A 15,197-nucleotide genomic window follows, 5' to 3' on the forward strand; every position below is an offset into this window, starting at 1 on the left:
GCACCGACGCCCGGGGCGCCGACGACCTTCACGGTCGTGGCGCCCCGGGCGTCGTGCTGGCACGCTCAGGGCAGCGGGCGCGGCGGCGGTGGTGGTTCGTCGTCCCGCCGCGGGTCCGGATCGATCACCTCGCCCTGGATGATCTTGCCGTCGGGACGATGGATCCGGGCGTCCCGGGTCATGCCGCTCAACCGGGTGCTGCTCGCCACCTTCGCCGCCACCACGGTGCCGATCAGCCGGCGGACCAGCGGCCGGGTGAACGGCAGCACGCACAGCAGCCCCAGCGCGTCGCTGATGAAGCCGGGGATGATCAGCAGCACGCCGCCCAGGATGACCACACCGGCGTCGGCGGCGGCCTTGGTCGCCTCCTTGCCCTGGGCCGCGATCACGGCCGGGTCGGACTGGCCCTCGCGCTGCGCCCGTTCGCCCAGCGCGCGCAGCCGGTTCAGCACCCGGCGGCCCTCGTACCGGATCACCAGCGAACCCACCGCGATGCCGGCCAGGATCAGCAGGAAGGTCTCGCCCGCGCCGATGGCGCCGCCCACCAGGGCGATCACGTAGATCTCGGCCAGCGGCAGGGCGACGATCGGCAGGAGCTTGACCGCTCGGCGCAGCGGGGTACTCACGAGATCACGTCCTCGGCGGGGTGGCACCGGTGGTGGCGCCGGAGGTACTGGCGGCTTCGGCGTCGGTCGGGACGGCGGGGGCCGGCACGGAGGCGGCGTCCGGGATCCGATCGGCGGCCTTGCTCGGGGCGGGTTCCGGGGTCGGCTCGTCGGCGTACTTGCCGACCCGGCGGCCGACGCCCCACGCGGTGACCCGCCACAGCGCCTCGGCGACGATGGTGTTGCTCATCTTGCTGTTGCCGCGTTCGCGCTCGATGAAGGTGATCGGCACCTCCAGGACGCGAAAGCCCTTGCGGATCGCGCGCCAGGCCAGGTCGACCTGGAAGCAGTAGCCCTGCGAGGCGACTTCGTCCAGACCGATGCCCAGCAGGGTGTCCCGGCGAAACGCCCGGAAGCCGCCGGTGACGTCGTGGATGTCGACGCCGAGCATCAGCCGCGAGTAGGTGCTGCCGCCCCGGGAGATGAGCTTGCGGTGGCCGGGCCAGTTGACCGCGCCGCCGCCGGGCACCCAGCGCGAGCCGAGCACCAGGTCCGCGTCCCGGACCGCTTCGAGCAGTCGGGGCAGCTGCTCGGGCTGGTGCGACCCGTCGGCGTCCATCTCCACCAGGACGTCGTAACCGCGATCGATGCCCCAGCGGAAGCCGGCGATGTAGGCGGCGCCCAACCCCTCCTTGCCCGCGCGGTGCATGACCTGGACGTGCGGGTCGTGCTCGGCGAGGGTGTCGGCGATGTCGCCGGTGCCGTCGGGGCTGTTGTCGTCGGCGATGAGCACGTCGACGTCGGGCACCGCGGCGCGCAGGCGCGCAACGATCGGCTCGATGTTCTCCGATTCGTTGTAGGTGGGGATGATGACGAGCACCTTGCCGAGATCGGCGAAGCTGGTCTGCTCGCGGTCGGTCACATCATCTCCTTGATGGCGTTGGCTTCGATGGCGTTGTCGATGGTGTGGGCTCCGGGTCCGGCGTCGGCGCGGGCGCGGTGTCCGACGATAGTCAGGATCGCCTCGGGAGCCGAACCGAGCCGGCCGGCGCGGGTGCGCCCGGTGCGCGGCGCGGCGGCGGGAAGCGGGGTACGCGGGCGGAACGCGAGGGTGCGGCCGACCGCGTGGCCGGCGCGGGGCGCCGCGTCGCGGTCGAACTGCGGCACCGTGTGGCCCCCTCGCCGGGTCGTCGTGGATCGCTGCGGTCGCGCTCGACACGGTGGTGCGCCGGGCGGGTGATGCAGTGACGGTACAACGGACGAGCCGGCCATTCGGTTTCGCCCTGGGACAGACCCGTGGCCCGCTCGACGGCACGGGCGGCTCGACGGCGCGGGGTGGATGGCAGCGGGAACCCGGTCGCCCTTCGGGCCGGCCCCGGACCGGCTGGCTGTCGGTCGCGGTGGTCGTTGTCTACTGGGCGACCGGGCTCTGCCGCGGTCTCACCTTCCGGCGTGGGGTGTGCTCGCGTCCGGCGGGGCGGCTGCACGGGTGCCGCTCTGCCGTTCGTGGCCGCGTGGGGCGGCCTCCCGGGCGCGTGTCACGTCGGTTCCGGACCTGGCGCCCGGTGGCTGTGCCACCTGTGGCCCGGAGACGTGCGCGTGCTCGGGGAGGGTGTTCTCCTGCCGGTCGTCCTGCGGTGGACCGGGTCGAACGTACTGGGCGATGCGGGCGCGGTGTCAACAATGCACTGACCTGGGCAAACGTGGTATCGGTGCAGGTCAGACCCCGGGGTGGTGCGGCACGGGTGTGGGTGGTGTGCGCCCGCCGGGTGGCGCAATCGTTCCCCCAATGGGTCGCGTCGCACCATTTCGCCCCGCCGACGACACCGCTTCGACGCGCCGCACCGTGCTCGTCCGGAGTCCCGGCGTGTCGTGCGCGCGGGCCGTACGGGGGTGCTGTAGGAGTTGTACACGTACCAGGCCCCACCACGCGAGCGGCCTCCCTCCGTCGCCACACCGAGGAGGAGCCCCGAAAGTGCCGGGATCGAGTCGCGGCCGCCCGGTCGGCCGCTCACCCGACACCACTCCACGAGCGCGCGGCGGCGGGTGCCGCGCACCGCGAGGCCATCGGCGATTCTCGGACGGGGCCCGGCTGTTGCGGGTCGCCGGGAGGTCGCGACGGTGGGTGGCCGAGAGGTGGCTCGGGGTGACACGATCGAGGGTCATGGACTATCGCGAGTGTGTGCACGTGGTCGAGGAGTATCACCGCGTGCGGGGGAACGGGCGGCATTTTCCGGAGCTGTTGGCGGCGTTGGGGCATCCGGAGCGGGCGCTGCGGGGGATGCAGGTGGTGGGGACCAACGGCAAGGGGTCCACGTGCGCGTTCGCGGTCGCGGCGTTGAACGGGATGGGGCTGCGGGTGGGGAGCATGCCGAGTCCGCATCTGCAGGAGCCGCGCGAGCGGATCCGGGTCGACGGGGTGCCGGTGTCGGAGGAGGAGTACGCGGCGGCCTGTACGGAGGCGATGGACGCGATCCGGGCGACCGCACTGGCCTACAACGCCTCGTCGTTGCACGCGGCCGCGGCGGCGGCGCACTTTCGGCGGGTGGGGGTCGAACTGGTCGCGGCCGAGGCCAACATCGGCGGGCAGCGCACGGTGGTGCGCAGGTTCGGGCTCGACGTGAAGGTGCTCACCGGGGTCGGCCTGGACCACACCGAGCGGCTGGGCGCGAGCGAGGCGGAGATCGCCCGGGCCAAGGTCGGCGCGACCGTGGACGGGGATCACGTGCTGCTCGGCCGCCTGTCGGCGGAGGCGGCCGCGGCGGCCGAGGAGGTGTTGGCGGGGCACGCGGGGCTGACCGTGTGGCGGCTGGGGCGGGAGATCCTGGTCGAGGCGCGGGACGGCGGCCCGGGCGGCGCGCCGCTCCTCGACGTACGAACGCCCCTGGGGGTGCATCGCGACCTGGTGTGCACGTTGCCGGGCGTGCACCAGTACGACAACCTCGCCCTCGCGGTGGCCGGCGTGGACGCGCTCGTACAGCGCGGCCATGTGCCCGCGTACCGCGACGAGCGCCTGCGGGCGGGGCTGGCCACGACCCGCTGGCCCGGACGGCTCGAACTGGTCGCGTCGGCGCGCGTGGGGCGGTGGTCGGGACGGGTGTTGCTGGACGGGGCGACCAACGTCCAGGGGCTGGCCACCGTCGCGCCGGAGATCGCCCGGCACGCGCGCGCCGCGGATCGGGTGCCGCCGGTGGTCGTCTTCGGCGTCATGCGGGAGAAGCCCGCGGCGCGGATGTTGGCCGCGCTGCCGGTCGATTGGCCCGTGGTGATGACCCGGAGCGGCTCCGGCGACGCGGCCGACCCGGCGGCGCTGTTCGCGTTGCGCACGGCGGCCGGGGCGGCGCGCTCCGACTGCGTCGAGCCGGATGTGACGGCGGCGCTGGGCCGCGCCGGGAGACTGGCCGGGGAGGGCGGCCTGGTGGTGGTCCTGGGCTCGCACAAACTGGTCGGCGAGGCCCGCACCGCGCTGGGCCTGGCCCCTGCCTGAACCGCCACGGCCGGCTCGGTTCTCGGGTCGGTCAGTGGGGGCGGGCCCAGGGCGGGGGGTCGGTTTGCGCGGTGCGCAGTGCCGCGGGCGTGGGGCGTTCGACCGTGTCGGGCACGGTGTCCAGGGGGACGGACAGGGCCTTCGCCCAGGTGCGGCGCCAGTTGAGGCGGCGCTGGGTGCGGGCCGCCTCGCGGCGTGTGCGGGCGGCGGTGCGGCGGGCGATCTCGGCATGGGCCAGGGCCGGGCTGCGCAACCAGAGCGGCCGGGTGTGCAGCAGCTCCTCGACGTACGCGGTCGTCCACTTGTTGCTGCGCGGGCGCAGTTGCACGACCACCTCCACCGGCAGCGCGAACAGTTCGGCGACCGCGTCGTCGGCGAGCTGGTCGATCACCGCCTCGGCCGCGCGACATACCGCCTCGGCGCGCCGCTGCTGGGCGTGCCACTCCCGGTCCAACCAGCGGGTGACCGCCGCGGAGGCGTGTTCGAGTTCGCGGTCGGCGTGCAGTTCGAGCAGCCAGCGCGGGGGGTCGGTGGCCAGTTCGTGCAGCAGGTCGACGCTGATGTGGTGGTCGATCGAGGGCACCCGGTGGGCGATGTCCTCGGCGGGCACGCCGAGCGTGGCCCAGATCCGGTGCGGCCGGGCGAGGGCGCGCAGCGCGGCGATCGCGCGCGGGGCGGAGGCGGTGAGCAGGTCCGCGATCTCGTCCGGTTTGTAGCGGCACTGGTCGGCGATCTCGGCGATGTCGCGTACGCGCGGGTCGGCCATGAAGCGGCGCAGCCGGGCGGGCGCGGTGCCGTGCAGGCGGGCCAGCGCGCAGGCGTAGGCGATCACGTCGGCCGGGTCGGTCAGCCGGTCGGGGGCCAGCGTGGCCAGGTAGTGGCGCGCGTTGTGCGCCCGTTCGCGGTTGTGCGCGCGGGTGGCGGCGGCCTTGGCTGCGGCCAGCGAGCGGGACACGGTACGGGCCGCCTCGCGCAGTTCGCGGTCGGCGGCGATGTGCGGGTGCAGGGTGTCCACGTCGGCCGTGCGGTAGTAGCGCACCTCCAGGTCGCGGCCGTAGCGCGAGACCCGCACCCGGTCGACGACCGCCAGCCCGGCGGCCCGGGCGACCCGGCGGAAGCGCTCGCGGCTGATGCCGAGGCGGTGCGCGGCCTCGGTGGCGGTCAGCGGTTCCTCGCGTTGCAGGGCGGTGAGGAAGGGGCCCGGGTCGGCGGCGGCGCGGGCGACGGCGTCCGCGTCGAAGGTGCCGTCCTGGTGCTGGGCCAGCAGTCCTGTTCGGGCGGCGAGGCGGACCTGGCGGGGGACGAGCCCCAGTGCCTTGCCGACGCGCGCCGCACCGATGCCTCCTCGGGTCACGACCGGCCCCTTCCGTACGGGTGACACCGAACGGGGCGACGATAGAACGGCTGCGGGGCGCGGGGGAGGTCAAAGGGCGAAATCCGCCCGATCGTGCGGGGAAGCGACGTGGCAGGTTACGGCAAATGGGGGATCATGGGCGACTTCGGCAGTCGGCGAGCGTCGACCTGAAGTCGGGTTCACCATGAGCCTCGCCGGCCGCCGGCCGCGCCCTTGCGCTGTGGTGATCGGTTCGCGTCGAGGCGGAGTTCGAAGCAGGACAGCGGTGCGTGGGCGGTGTACTCCCGATACGGCGGGATGGGCCGGTAGCCGAGGGCTTCGTACAGGGCGATCGCGCCGGTGCGCTGCGGAAGGCAGTCCAGGACGCAGCGGTCGGCGCCGACGGCGCGGGCGTGTGCGTGCAGGCGGGTCATCAGCGCCCGGGCCGTGCCGTGGCCCCGGGCGTGCGGGAGCACGTACAGGCGCTTGACCTCCGCCGTCCCCGGGTCGAGCAGATGTACACCGACGCCGCCCGCGGGCCGGCCGGCCAGGTGCGCGGTGAAGTAGGCGCCGGGATGCGCGTAGTAGTCGGCCGGGTCGTCGTGATCGGTGCGGCACCACTCGGGCAGCAGGTCGGGGGACGCCCAGCCGGCGTGGCCGACCTCCTCGGCGGTCGCGTTGTAGTACGCGAAGAGCAGGTCGCGGGTGTGCGTGAGGTCGGTGTCGATGGTCGGGCCCGGGGTGATTGTCATGGCATGTGACTGTAGGGGTGGGTGGGAGCGGTGCCGGGCGAGGGTGGTTCGGTGCGGGCGCGAGTGTGCGGGAGGCGCGTGGGCGGGGGTGCGGGCCCGGGGCGCGGCCGATCAGTGGAACCTGGACGTGTCGCGGGTCGACGGTGGTGAATGTCCCGGTTTGTGAATTTACCGTGTCATACATGCGCATTGTCATCGCGGGTGGACACGGAAAGATCGCCCTTCGGCTGGAGCGCCTGCTCGCCGATCGCGGACACACGGTGGTCGGGTTCATTCGCAACCCCGATCACGCGAACGACCTGGTCGCGGCCGGTGCCGAGCCCGTCGTGTGCGATCTGGAGCGGGCCCCGGTCGAGGAGGTCGCCGAGCACCTGGCGGGCGCCGACGCGGTGGTGTTCGCGGCCGGCGCGGGCCCGGGCAGCACCCGCGAGCGCACCATGACCGTCGACTACGGCGGTGCGGTCCTGCTGGCGGACGCGGCCGAGGACGCGGGGGTGCGGCGCTACGTGATCGTCTCGTCGATGGGCGCCTCGACCGCGCCGCCGCCCGACACCGACCCGGACTTCGCGCTCTACCTGACCGCCAAGGGCGAGGCCGACGAGGACCTGCGCTCGCGCGGCGCGCTGGACCTGACCATCCTGCGCCCGGGCCGGCTCACCGACGACCCGGGCACCGGACTGATCGCGCTGTCCGAACGCGAGGGCGGCGGCGCGATCCGTCGCGACGACGTGGCGGCGATCCTGGCGGAACTGATCGCCGAGTCCGGGACGATCGGCCGCACGCTCGAGGCGGTCGGCGGCGACGTGCCGGTCGCCGAGGCGGTCAAGTACGCGGCGGCTAGGCCCCGTTCGTGAGGTCGAGCGCCATCAGCACGTCGTCGACATAACGCCCGGCGAGCAGGAACTCGCCCTCCAGGACGCCCTCGATGCGATAGCCGCAGGCCGCGTACAGGGCGCGCGCGGACGCGTTGCCGCCGAGCACCCGCAGGGTGATGCGGCGGGCGCCGCGCCGGCGCGCCTCGGCCTCGGCCGCGGTCAGCAGCAGTCGGCCGATCCGGCGGCCCTGGTGGTCGGGGTGTACCGCGAGGCCGTTGATGATCTGCACGTGGCCGGAGGCCGGGCACAGGGTCGAGCGTTCGAGTTGCAGATAGCCGACGACGAGGTCGTCCTCGTGGGCGACGAGGGTGTCGCGCACGTGGTCGGCGTCGCGGAAGAAGACCTTGTCGACCGCCCAGCGGGGGGCGGGCGTGACGTCGGGGGACCACGTGAGGTGGTCTATCTCGGCAAGACTGGTCCCGTCCGCCTCGACGGCGGGGCGGACCTGGACGCGGGTTTCCTCCGATGTGCGCGACATCGGATCATCGTCCCATCCGCGGCGGCGCGCCGGGCAGGTCGGGCGGCGGACGATCTTGGCTACGGCTTCGTGTGCGCCGCCTCCGCGCCGCGTGTGCGCCCTAGACTCGCGCGCATGACTTCGCCCGGGACGCCCGAGGATCTGGATCGACTCACGGCGGGCAAATACGTCCTGCTGACCACGTTTCGCCGGGACGGGCGGGCGGTGGGCACGCCGGTGTGGGTATTCCGCGACGGCGATGCGCTCGGGGTGTGGACGGCGCGGTCGTCAGGGAAGGTGAAGCGGATCCGTAACAGCGGGCGGGTCACGGTCGCCGAGTGTGATGCGCGGGGGCGCGTGCGGGGGGAGGCGGTGCCGGGGACCGCGTCGTTGTTGGACGCGGCCGGGACGGAGCGGTATCGGGGGTTGATTCGGCGCAAGTTCGGCGTGGTGGGGTGGGTGACGCTGCTCGGGAGCCGGGTGCGGCGGGGGGTTGCGGGGACGGTGGGTGTGCGAGTTGTGCTCGGGGGGCGCGGGTAGGCGCCCGAGGCTGATGGCACCCGGATCGGCCTCGAGCGCACTCGGGCCGTGCGGCGGCCTTGGCCTCAGGCGCCGGCCGGGCTGGGTGGCCTCAGGCGCCGGCCGGGCCAACCGGCCTCAGGCGCCGGCAGGGCTGCTGGGTGGGGTCGGGTGCCTGGTTTTGGGTGGTGGTTATCGCAGGGGGAGTTTGAAGCCTACGTGGGAGTCTGTGAAGCCCAGGGTTCGGTAGAAGCGGTGGGCGTTTTCTCGGGTGTTGTTGGAGGTCAGTTGGATCAGGGTGGCGCCTCGTTCTCGGGCGCGCTGGATGGTCCAGTGCATCAGGGTCGTGCCGAGGCCGTTGCCGCGTTCGGTGCTGTGGATGCGGACCGCCTCCACCAGGGCCCTGGTCGTGCCGCGTTGGGACAGGCCCGGGACGATGGTGAGTTGTAGGGTGCCGATCACCTTCGGGGCGCCGGTTTCCGGGTCCGGGCGGGTCATCACCACCACCTCCTGGTTCGGGTCGGCCGACAGGCGGTCGAAGGCGGCCAGGTAGGGGGTCATGTCCTCCTGCGAGTCGCGCCCCGAGCCCAGGGTGTCGTCCACCAGGAGGCCGACTATTGCGGCCAGGTCGTCGCGGTTCGCCGGCCGGATTTGGATGTCGTTCATGGTGCCCAACGTAGACGCGCGGGACCGGATGACTTTTGTCAGGTCCATACCGCCAGGGGAGTAGGCGGGAATTCGGCCGCGCGCAGGATCCGTTGACACCATTGGAGGCGGATGCTTGTCAGGCCACATGGCAAGCGGCCTAACGGGGAGGTTCCACGTGGATGCCGTGCACGAGTGGGTGGACCGGCTGGGAGATCTCCCGCCGCTATACGCCTATGTCGTGATCGCACTGGTCGCCATCATCGAGACGGGTCTGCTGCTCGGCGTCTTCGCCCCCGCGGAACCGGTGCTCCTGCTCGGTGGACTGCTCACCTCGACCGGACACCTGGCACTGGTGCCGGTACTGATCATCGCGACCTCGGCCGCGCTCGCCGGGGACACTCTCGGTTACCTCTCCGGCAGACATCGCAGCGAACGCATACGAACCGGGCGCATCGGGCGCAGGGTGGGTGAGCATCGATGGGAACGGGCGGAGGAGATGTTCACCCGCGGGCGGGGTGCGGGCGGCGTGACGGTGATGCTGGGTCGTTGGGTCGCCTTCGCCCGCACGCTGCTGCCGCGACTGGCCGGGGCGGCGGGGATGCCCTATCGACGGTTCGCCCCGTGGAACGCGGTCGGCATCGTGGTCTGGGTGCCGGGCTCGATCATGTTGGGCCGGCTCGCGGGCAGCGCGTACCCGTCGGCGGCGAGCGTGCCCGGTTGGATAGGGGCCGCGATCGTGGCGATCGGGATCGTCGCCGGGACCGTCACCTTCATTCGGCGCCGGCGGCGCCGCAAGGCCGAGGAGGACGGCTCCTCGGCGTTCGCGGACCCCACCGCCGACGCCGCGTCGGGTGACGCGCGCCGCGACTTCGCGGGGGCCACGTCGGCGACCCGGGAGGACAGCGTCGCCTGATCGGCCGGCGGGCATACGCGACGGAAAAGCGGGGGCGGGGTCGTGGACCCGGCCCCCTTCGTTGTGCCCGGGCCCCGGTCGAGGCGGCGGTTCAGCCGTGCAGCGCCGCGTCGCCGTGCTTGGCCACGTGCTCGTCGAGCGCCGCCAGGGCCCTGGTGACCTCCTCGTGCGAGCCGCCGCCGCGCTGCTCCCTCCAGTACGCGGCGCCCAACTTCTTCAGCAGTGCCGACGCGTCCCGGCCGACCTGGACCTCTTCGACCTTCTGCTTGCCGGTGTTCATCGTGTCCTCGGCCATCTTTTTGGCCTTGTCGAGGAAGCCGCTCATGGCGCCCGTTCTCCGTTTCGTTCCGGCCCCGAGATCACAGTCGTGCGGAGTCCACTCGATATTCGATCAACGAACGGCGCACGATCGAGGATCCCGAAGCCGAGAGCACCGGTTCGGCCGGGCATTTCACCCGTTCGGCGCCGCCGGGGTCCGCTCCGCCACAATTGCGACCATGCGTGCGAGTCGGTTGTTGACCATCCTGCTGACCCTGCAGAACCGGGGGCTCGTGACCGCGACCGAGTTGGCCGAGCAGTTGGAGGTGTCCGTCCGGACCGTCTACCGGGACGTGGAGGCGCTGGCGGCGGCCGGGGTGCCGGTCCTTGCCGAGCGCGGTCCCGCGGGCGGCTATCGGCTCCTGGAGGGCTTTCGGACCCGGATCAACGGGCTCACCGACGACGAGGCCCACGCACTGTCCCTGGCCGGGCTGCCGGGTCCGGCGGCGGAACTGGGTCTGGGCGCGGTGGTCGCCTCCGCGCAGCTCAAGGTCCGGGCCGGACTGCCCGCCGAACTGCGCGAGCGCGTCGAGCGGGCCCGACCGCGCTTCCACCTGGACGCGCCGGGGTGGTACCGGGAGGCGGACCGCTCGCCCGAGCTGTCCCGGATCGCGGGCGCGGTGTGGACCGACCGGCGGATCCGGGTGCACTACCGGCGCTGGGCCGGCCGGGTCACCCGCGAGCTGGAACCGTACGGGCTCGTGCTCAAGGCGGGACAGTGGTACCTGGTGGCGCGCTCGGTCGGGACGGGGGAGCGCCGCGACCGCACCTATCGGGTGGTGCGGATCGAGGAGTTGCACGTGCTCGGCGAGGTGTTCGAGCGTGATCCGGACTTCGATCTGGCGGCCTACTGGGAGGACTCGTCGCGGGAGTTCGCCGAGCGGTTGCGCCCGATCGACGCCGAGGTGTTGTTGACCGAGGGCGCGCGGGGGTTGGTGCGGACCCTGTTCGGCGCGCACGTCGCCGAGGTCGTGGAGGCGAGCGTGGGGGAGCCGCTGGCCGACGGTCGGGTGCGGGCCCGGCTCCCGGTCGAGACGATCGAGGTGGGGGTGGCCGAACTGCTGCGACTGGGGCCGGAGGTGGAAGTCCTGGGCCCGCCCGAGCTGCGCGCCGCGATCGCCGCCGGCGCACGCGCGACGGCGGCGCGGTACGGGTAGGCACCCGCGCCGCGCCGCCGAGGCCCCCGGACCGGCCGACCGCTACGCCCCCGCCTTGCGGAACAGCCGTACCGCCACCGGGACCGACACCGCGGTCAGGCCCAGCGCCGCCAGTGCCCCCGTGCCGACCGTGCCCCCGTAGTCCCCGACGAACGCCGAGCGCACCGCCAGGACCACGTACCGCAGCGGATTGGCCCGGGAGAGCCCGTCCAGCCAGTCCGGGGCCAGCGACATCGGCAGCAGGATCCCGGACAGCAGCATCACCGGCAGGTTGACCGAGTTGACCACCGGGGCGAACTCCTGCGGGCTGTCCACCCGCATGGCCAACGCGTAGGACAGCGACGCGATCGACGCGGTCATCAGCGCGACGAAGCCGAATCCGACCAGCATCCCGAGGATCGGCGCGCGCAGCCCGAAGGCCACCCCGACCAGGACCAGCAGCAGCGACTGGACCAGCAGTTGCACGATGTCCTTGAGCACCCGCCCGAGCAGCAGCGCCACGCGGCTCACCGGGGTCACCCGCATCCGCTCCAGGATGCCCTGCTGCTTTTCGATCAGGATGCCGAAACCGGCGAACGCTGCGCTGAACAGCCCGAGTTGCACCAGCAGGCCGGGGACGAGGGTCTGCCAGGAGTCGCCTTTCCCGCCGAGTGGGACCTCGCGCAGGAGCGGTCCGAACAGGACCAGGAACAGCAGGGGTTGGAGCAGCCCGAACACCAACCCGACCCGGGCGGCCAGGGTCTGGCGCAGATGGCGGCCGAAGATCAGCAGTGTGTCGGCCAGGAACGCGGCCGGCGCGGATGGCGTGGACATGGTCACCTCGGCGGGTCAGACGGCGATCGGGGTCTCGGCGGGCGCGGGGGCGCGCCGGCCGGTGATGGCGATGAAGGCGTCCTGGAGCGAGGCGTCGGGGGAGCCGGCGTACTCGGTCTTGAGCGCGCGTGCGGTGCCCTCGGCGACGACCCGGCCGTGGTCGACGACCACGAGGCGGTCGGCGAGCGCGTCCGCCTCGTCGAGGTAGTGCGTGGTCAGGAAGACCGTGGTGCCCCACTCGTCGCGGATCCGTCGGACCAGGTCCCACAGGTCGACCCGGCTGCCCGGGTCCAGGCCGGTGGTCGGCTCGTCCAGGAACAGCACCTCGGGGCGGTGGAGCAGGCCCATCGCGATGTCGAGCCGGCGGCGCTGGCCGCCGGAGAGCGCGGCGCACGGGCGGTCCAGGAGGTCGGCCAGGTCCAGCGCGGCGGCCAGTTCGGCGGTGCGCACCCGGGCGGCGGCCCGGTCGAGGCGGTACAGGCGCGCCTGGGTGGTGAGTTCCTCGCGCATGGACACGCCCGGGTCGAGGCCGCCGGACTGGGCGACGTAGCCGATCCGTCGGCGTACGCCCGCCGGATCGCGCAGCAGGTCGTGACCGGCCACCGAGGCGCTGCCGCCGGTGGGGGCGAGCAGCGTGGTGAGCATGCGCAGCGTGGTGGTCTTGCCGGCGCCGTTGGGCCCGAGGAATCCCAGGATCTCGCCGGCGGGGACGGTCAGGTCGATGCCGCGGACGGCCTCGACCGTGCCGCGCTTTGTCTGGAAGGTCCGGGCGAGCCCGGCGGTGTGGATGACCGGTGTCATGGGACCACCGAAACACAGTCGCTTAATTTTTGCAACGACCCCAAAATTTAAGAACCCCCAAGATGACTACAATGGCGACATGACGGAGACCGAACCCGCCGAGGGTCTGCGTGAGCGCAAGAAGCGCCGCACCCGGACGCACATCTCGGACATCGCGACCGGGTTGTTCATGGAACGCGGGTTCGACGCGGTCACCGTCGCGCAGATCGCCGAACTGGCCGAGGTCTCGGTGAACACCGTGTACAACTACTTCCCGGCCAAGGAGGACCTGTTCTTCGACCGCGAGTCGGAACTGGTGGACCGCCTGTCCCGGATCGTGCGCGAGCGCGCGGTGGGCGAGTCGGCCACGCGCGCGGTGCTGGCGGTGCTGCGCCGGGACGTGGAGGAGCGCTCGCCCTACGCCGGGCTGTTTCCGGGCTACGAGCGGTGGGCGCGGGTGATGCTGGAATCGCCGGTGCTGGTGGGCAGGCTGTGGCGGATGCAGCAGGCCGGCGCCGACGCGCTGGCGCGGACCCTCGCCGAGGAGGCCGGGGTCGCGCCCACGGATCCGGTACCGGAGTTGATCGCCGGCCAACTCGCCGGAATCCAGCAGGCCGTCTTCCGAGGGATCGGCCGCCGCCTGGCCGACGGCGTCGATCCGGACGAGACGGCCGACCGCGCGCTGGAGCAACTGGACGCGGTCGAAACGTTGTTGAGCGCCGAGGTGCTGGGCTACGCGGTTCGCGGATCCGAGTGAGCCGGCTCCGGCGCCGCGGCGGGGGTGTGCCGGCGGTGGGGTCGGGGAGGAGCATGACATCGGCCGCGGCGGCGCGTTCGATCCGCGATGATCTGCGTGGTCGGCGTCGCCAGCTCGGCCGATGGATCAGGAGTCGACCGATGATCGGCCGCCACCGGCCGGACCACAGGAGAACCGTGTGACCTCACCAAATGCTTCCGACCGACGCGGGCCGCTGGTGTACGTGGGCTCGTACACCCCCGACATGGACGGGCACGGCACCGGCATCACCGTGTGCCGGCAGGACCCGGAGAGCGGACTGCTCGGTACACCGTCCGCGGCCATTCCCGCGATCTCGCCGTCGTATCTGACCCGGCACCCCTCGGGCCGCTTCCTGTACGCGGTCAGCGAGCGGGCCGGCGAGGGCGCGGTCGGCGCTTACTCGGTGCAGGACGAACGGCTCGTGCCGCTGGGCGAGGTCTCCACGCTCGGCGCGGGACCGTGTCATCTGGCGGCCGACCCCACGGGGCGGTTCGTGGTGGTGGCCAACTACGGCGGCGGCAGTGTGACCGTGCATCCGATCGCCGACGACGGCACGCTCGGCGAGGCCGCCACGCACGTCCGGCTGACCGGGTCCGGGCCGGTGGCGGACCGGCAGGCGGCCTCGCACGCGCACCAGGTGACGTTCGCCGCCGGCGGCGGGTGGCTGGTGGTGTGCGACCTGGGTTCGGACACCGTGTACCACCTGAACTTCGACGCCGAGGCGGGGACCATCGCCGAGGGGCCGAAGGTGACCCTGCCGCCGGGGACCGGACCTCGGCACATCGCGTACGGGCCGAAGGACCTGGCCTGGCTGGCGGGGGAGTTGAACACGACGGTCACCCCGCTGCGCGGCGATCCGCGTACGGGGGCGCTGGCCGTGGCGGGCAAGCCGTTCGTGTTGTCCGGCGGCGAGGGTGCGCCGTCGGGGATCGTGGCCTCGGCGGACGGGCGCTTCGTGTACGCGGCCAACCGGGGGCCGGACACGATCTCGGTGCTCGCCGTCGACGGCCCGGAGTTGTCCCTGGTCGAGGAGATCCCGACGGGCGGGGCCTGGCCGCGTGACCTGACCCTGGTCGGCGACGTGTTGTACGCGGCGAACCAGCGCGGCGACACGATCACCGCGTTCCGCTGCGACCCGGGCACGGGCCGGCTCACCGCCCTCGGCGTCGCGCTCGCGACCGGAAGTCCGACCGGCGTGCTCGCCTAGTCGCTCCCGGTTCGCCTGCCCGCCGGACGGGTCGCCTCGATCCGTCCGGCGTCGGGCCCGGCGCGCCCTCGGTTGCGGGCCGGGGTGTGTTCCCTACGCGCCGAGCGACTTGACCGCGTCGACCAGCGGGGCCAGTTCGGTGTGCTCCTCGGCCTTGGCGAGGGCTTCGCGCAGGGCGCGGTCGTGGGTGGGGCGGGCGGCGGAGAGCAGTGTGCAGCCCGCGGTGGTGACCTCGGTGTAGATGCCCCGACGGTCGGTGTCGCACAGATAGCGCGAGAGCAGGCCGCGCTCCTCCAGCCGGGTGACCAGGCGCGTGGTCGCGCTCTGGCTCAGTACCACCGCGTCCGAGAGTTCGTTCATCCGCAGGTGGAAGCCGTCCTGCCGGTCGAGCACGTCCAGGACCGAGAACTCCCGCACGCTCAGGTCGTGTTCGCTCTGCAGCGCGCGCTCGATGTGCGCCTCGAGTCGATTGTGCAGCGCGGCCAGCGCGCACCAGCCCTGCGCCGGCCTCGGTTGGATCGCCTGCCTCTGTTGTCCCATGGCCCGAGGATACCT

General features: G+C 73.0%; 18 protein-coding genes. 7 read left to right on the plus strand and 11 right to left on the minus strand.

The window, feature by feature from the left end; genetic code table 11:
- Window positions 1-65: 65 nt before the first annotated feature.
- From ACFRCG_RS21975 to ACFRCG_RS21985, 3 genes are read right to left on the minus strand one after another with little or no spacing between them, the layout of a single operon-like run.
- The gene (locus ACFRCG_RS21975) at window positions 66-626 is read right to left on the minus strand and encodes an FxsA family protein (RefSeq protein WP_380033837.1); all 561 of its coding nucleotides are present in this window, start codon (window positions 624-626) and stop codon (window positions 66-68) included.
- A gap of 4 nt (window positions 627-630) precedes the next feature.
- Complete coding sequence (locus ACFRCG_RS21980) at window positions 631-1,527, minus strand: polyprenol monophosphomannose synthase (protein ID WP_380033839.1); 897 nt, start codon at window positions 1,525-1,527, stop codon at window positions 631-633.
- Entirely contained in the window at window positions 1,524-1,772 is a 249-nt protein-coding gene (locus ACFRCG_RS21985; protein ID WP_380033841.1) for a hypothetical protein, read from the minus strand. Before ACFRCG_RS21985 ends, ACFRCG_RS21980 begins: the two co-directional genes overlap by 4 nt.
- 997 nt (window positions 1,773-2,769) lie before the next feature.
- On the opposite strand from ACFRCG_RS21985, the gene ACFRCG_RS21990 reads away from it, so the two are divergent.
- On the plus strand, window positions 2,770-4,092 hold the full coding sequence (locus ACFRCG_RS21990) for a bifunctional folylpolyglutamate synthase/dihydrofolate synthase (RefSeq protein ID WP_380033843.1): 1,323 nt from the start codon (window positions 2,770-2,772) through the stop codon (window positions 4,090-4,092).
- 31 nt (window positions 4,093-4,123) lie between these two features.
- On the opposite strand, the gene ACFRCG_RS21995 is transcribed toward ACFRCG_RS21990, so the two are convergent.
- Entirely contained in the window at window positions 4,124-5,446 is a 1,323-nt protein-coding gene (locus ACFRCG_RS21995) for a hypothetical protein (protein WP_380033845.1), read from the minus strand.
- A 179-nt stretch (window positions 5,447-5,625) separates the two neighbouring features.
- Window positions 5,626-6,177 carry a GNAT family N-acetyltransferase gene (locus tag ACFRCG_RS22000; protein WP_380033847.1) on the minus strand — a complete coding sequence of 184 codons (552 nt, stop codon included), beginning with the start codon at window positions 6,175-6,177 and terminating at the stop codon, window positions 5,626-5,628.
- A 182-nt stretch (window positions 6,178-6,359) separates the two neighbouring features.
- On the opposite strand from ACFRCG_RS22000, the gene ACFRCG_RS22005 reads away from it, so the two are divergent.
- Complete coding sequence (locus ACFRCG_RS22005; protein WP_380033848.1) at window positions 6,360-7,031, plus strand: SDR family oxidoreductase; 672 nt, start codon at window positions 6,360-6,362, stop codon at window positions 7,029-7,031.
- On the opposite strand, the gene ACFRCG_RS22010 is transcribed toward ACFRCG_RS22005, so the two are convergent.
- Window positions 7,015-7,530, minus strand: a complete 516-nt coding sequence (locus tag ACFRCG_RS22010; protein WP_380033850.1) for a GNAT family N-acetyltransferase — start codon at window positions 7,528-7,530, stop codon at window positions 7,015-7,017. The genes ACFRCG_RS22005 and ACFRCG_RS22010 overlap by 17 nt on opposite strands.
- A gap of 114 nt (window positions 7,531-7,644) precedes the next feature.
- Between ACFRCG_RS22010 and ACFRCG_RS22015 the strand changes: the two genes are divergently transcribed.
- Window positions 7,645-8,049 carry a PPOX class F420-dependent oxidoreductase gene (locus ACFRCG_RS22015; RefSeq protein WP_380033852.1) on the plus strand — a complete coding sequence of 135 codons (405 nt, stop codon included), beginning with the start codon at window positions 7,645-7,647 and terminating at the stop codon, window positions 8,047-8,049.
- A gap of 171 nt (window positions 8,050-8,220) precedes the next feature.
- Here ACFRCG_RS22015 and ACFRCG_RS22020 read toward each other — a convergent pair whose 3' ends face one another.
- Entirely contained in the window at window positions 8,221-8,694 is a 474-nt protein-coding gene (locus ACFRCG_RS22020) for a GNAT family N-acetyltransferase (protein WP_380033854.1), read from the minus strand.
- Between the two features lie 157 nt (window positions 8,695-8,851).
- Between ACFRCG_RS22020 and ACFRCG_RS22025 the strand changes: the two genes are divergently transcribed.
- On the plus strand, window positions 8,852-9,589 hold the full coding sequence (locus ACFRCG_RS22025) for a DedA family protein (protein WP_380033856.1): 738 nt from the start codon (window positions 8,852-8,854) through the stop codon (window positions 9,587-9,589).
- A gap of 91 nt (window positions 9,590-9,680) precedes the next feature.
- Here ACFRCG_RS22025 and ACFRCG_RS22030 read toward each other — a convergent pair whose 3' ends face one another.
- Window positions 9,681-9,914: a hypothetical protein gene (locus tag ACFRCG_RS22030; RefSeq protein ID WP_380033857.1), complete on the minus strand. Its 234-nt coding sequence runs from the start codon at window positions 9,912-9,914 to the stop codon at window positions 9,681-9,683.
- A gap of 172 nt (window positions 9,915-10,086) precedes the next feature.
- Here ACFRCG_RS22030 and ACFRCG_RS22035 point away from each other — a divergent pair, with 172 nt between their 5' ends.
- The gene (locus ACFRCG_RS22035) at window positions 10,087-11,064 is read left to right on the plus strand and encodes a helix-turn-helix transcriptional regulator (RefSeq protein ID WP_380033858.1); all 978 of its coding nucleotides are present in this window, start codon (window positions 10,087-10,089) and stop codon (window positions 11,062-11,064) included.
- 42 nt (window positions 11,065-11,106) lie between these two features.
- On the opposite strand, the gene ACFRCG_RS22040 is transcribed toward ACFRCG_RS22035, so the two are convergent.
- Both ACFRCG_RS22040 and ACFRCG_RS22045 read right to left on the minus strand, forming a co-directional pair.
- Complete coding sequence (locus ACFRCG_RS22040) at window positions 11,107-11,877, minus strand: ABC transporter permease (RefSeq protein ID WP_380033860.1); 771 nt, start codon at window positions 11,875-11,877, stop codon at window positions 11,107-11,109.
- A gap of 15 nt (window positions 11,878-11,892) precedes the next feature.
- Entirely contained in the window at window positions 11,893-12,678 is a 786-nt protein-coding gene (locus ACFRCG_RS22045; RefSeq protein WP_380033862.1) for an ABC transporter ATP-binding protein, read from the minus strand.
- A gap of 79 nt (window positions 12,679-12,757) precedes the next feature.
- Between ACFRCG_RS22045 and ACFRCG_RS22050 the strand changes: the two genes are divergently transcribed.
- Entirely contained in the window at window positions 12,758-13,414 is a 657-nt protein-coding gene (locus ACFRCG_RS22050; RefSeq protein ID WP_380033864.1) for a TetR/AcrR family transcriptional regulator, read from the plus strand.
- 178 nt (window positions 13,415-13,592) lie between these two features.
- Complete coding sequence (locus ACFRCG_RS22055; protein ID WP_380033866.1) at window positions 13,593-14,642, plus strand: lactonase family protein; 1,050 nt, start codon at window positions 13,593-13,595, stop codon at window positions 14,640-14,642.
- Window positions 14,643-14,735: 93 nt separating this feature from the next.
- Here the strand turns inward: ACFRCG_RS22055 and ACFRCG_RS22060 are convergent, their stop codons facing one another.
- Complete coding sequence (locus tag ACFRCG_RS22060) at window positions 14,736-15,182, minus strand: MarR family winged helix-turn-helix transcriptional regulator (protein ID WP_380033868.1); 447 nt, start codon at window positions 15,180-15,182, stop codon at window positions 14,736-14,738.
- Window positions 15,183-15,197: the final 15 nt, after the last annotated feature.

The organism is Embleya sp. NPDC056575 (assembly GCF_042793325.1).
In the GTDB taxonomy this organism is placed as follows: domain Bacteria; phylum Actinomycetota; class Actinomycetes; order Streptomycetales; family Streptomycetaceae; genus Embleya.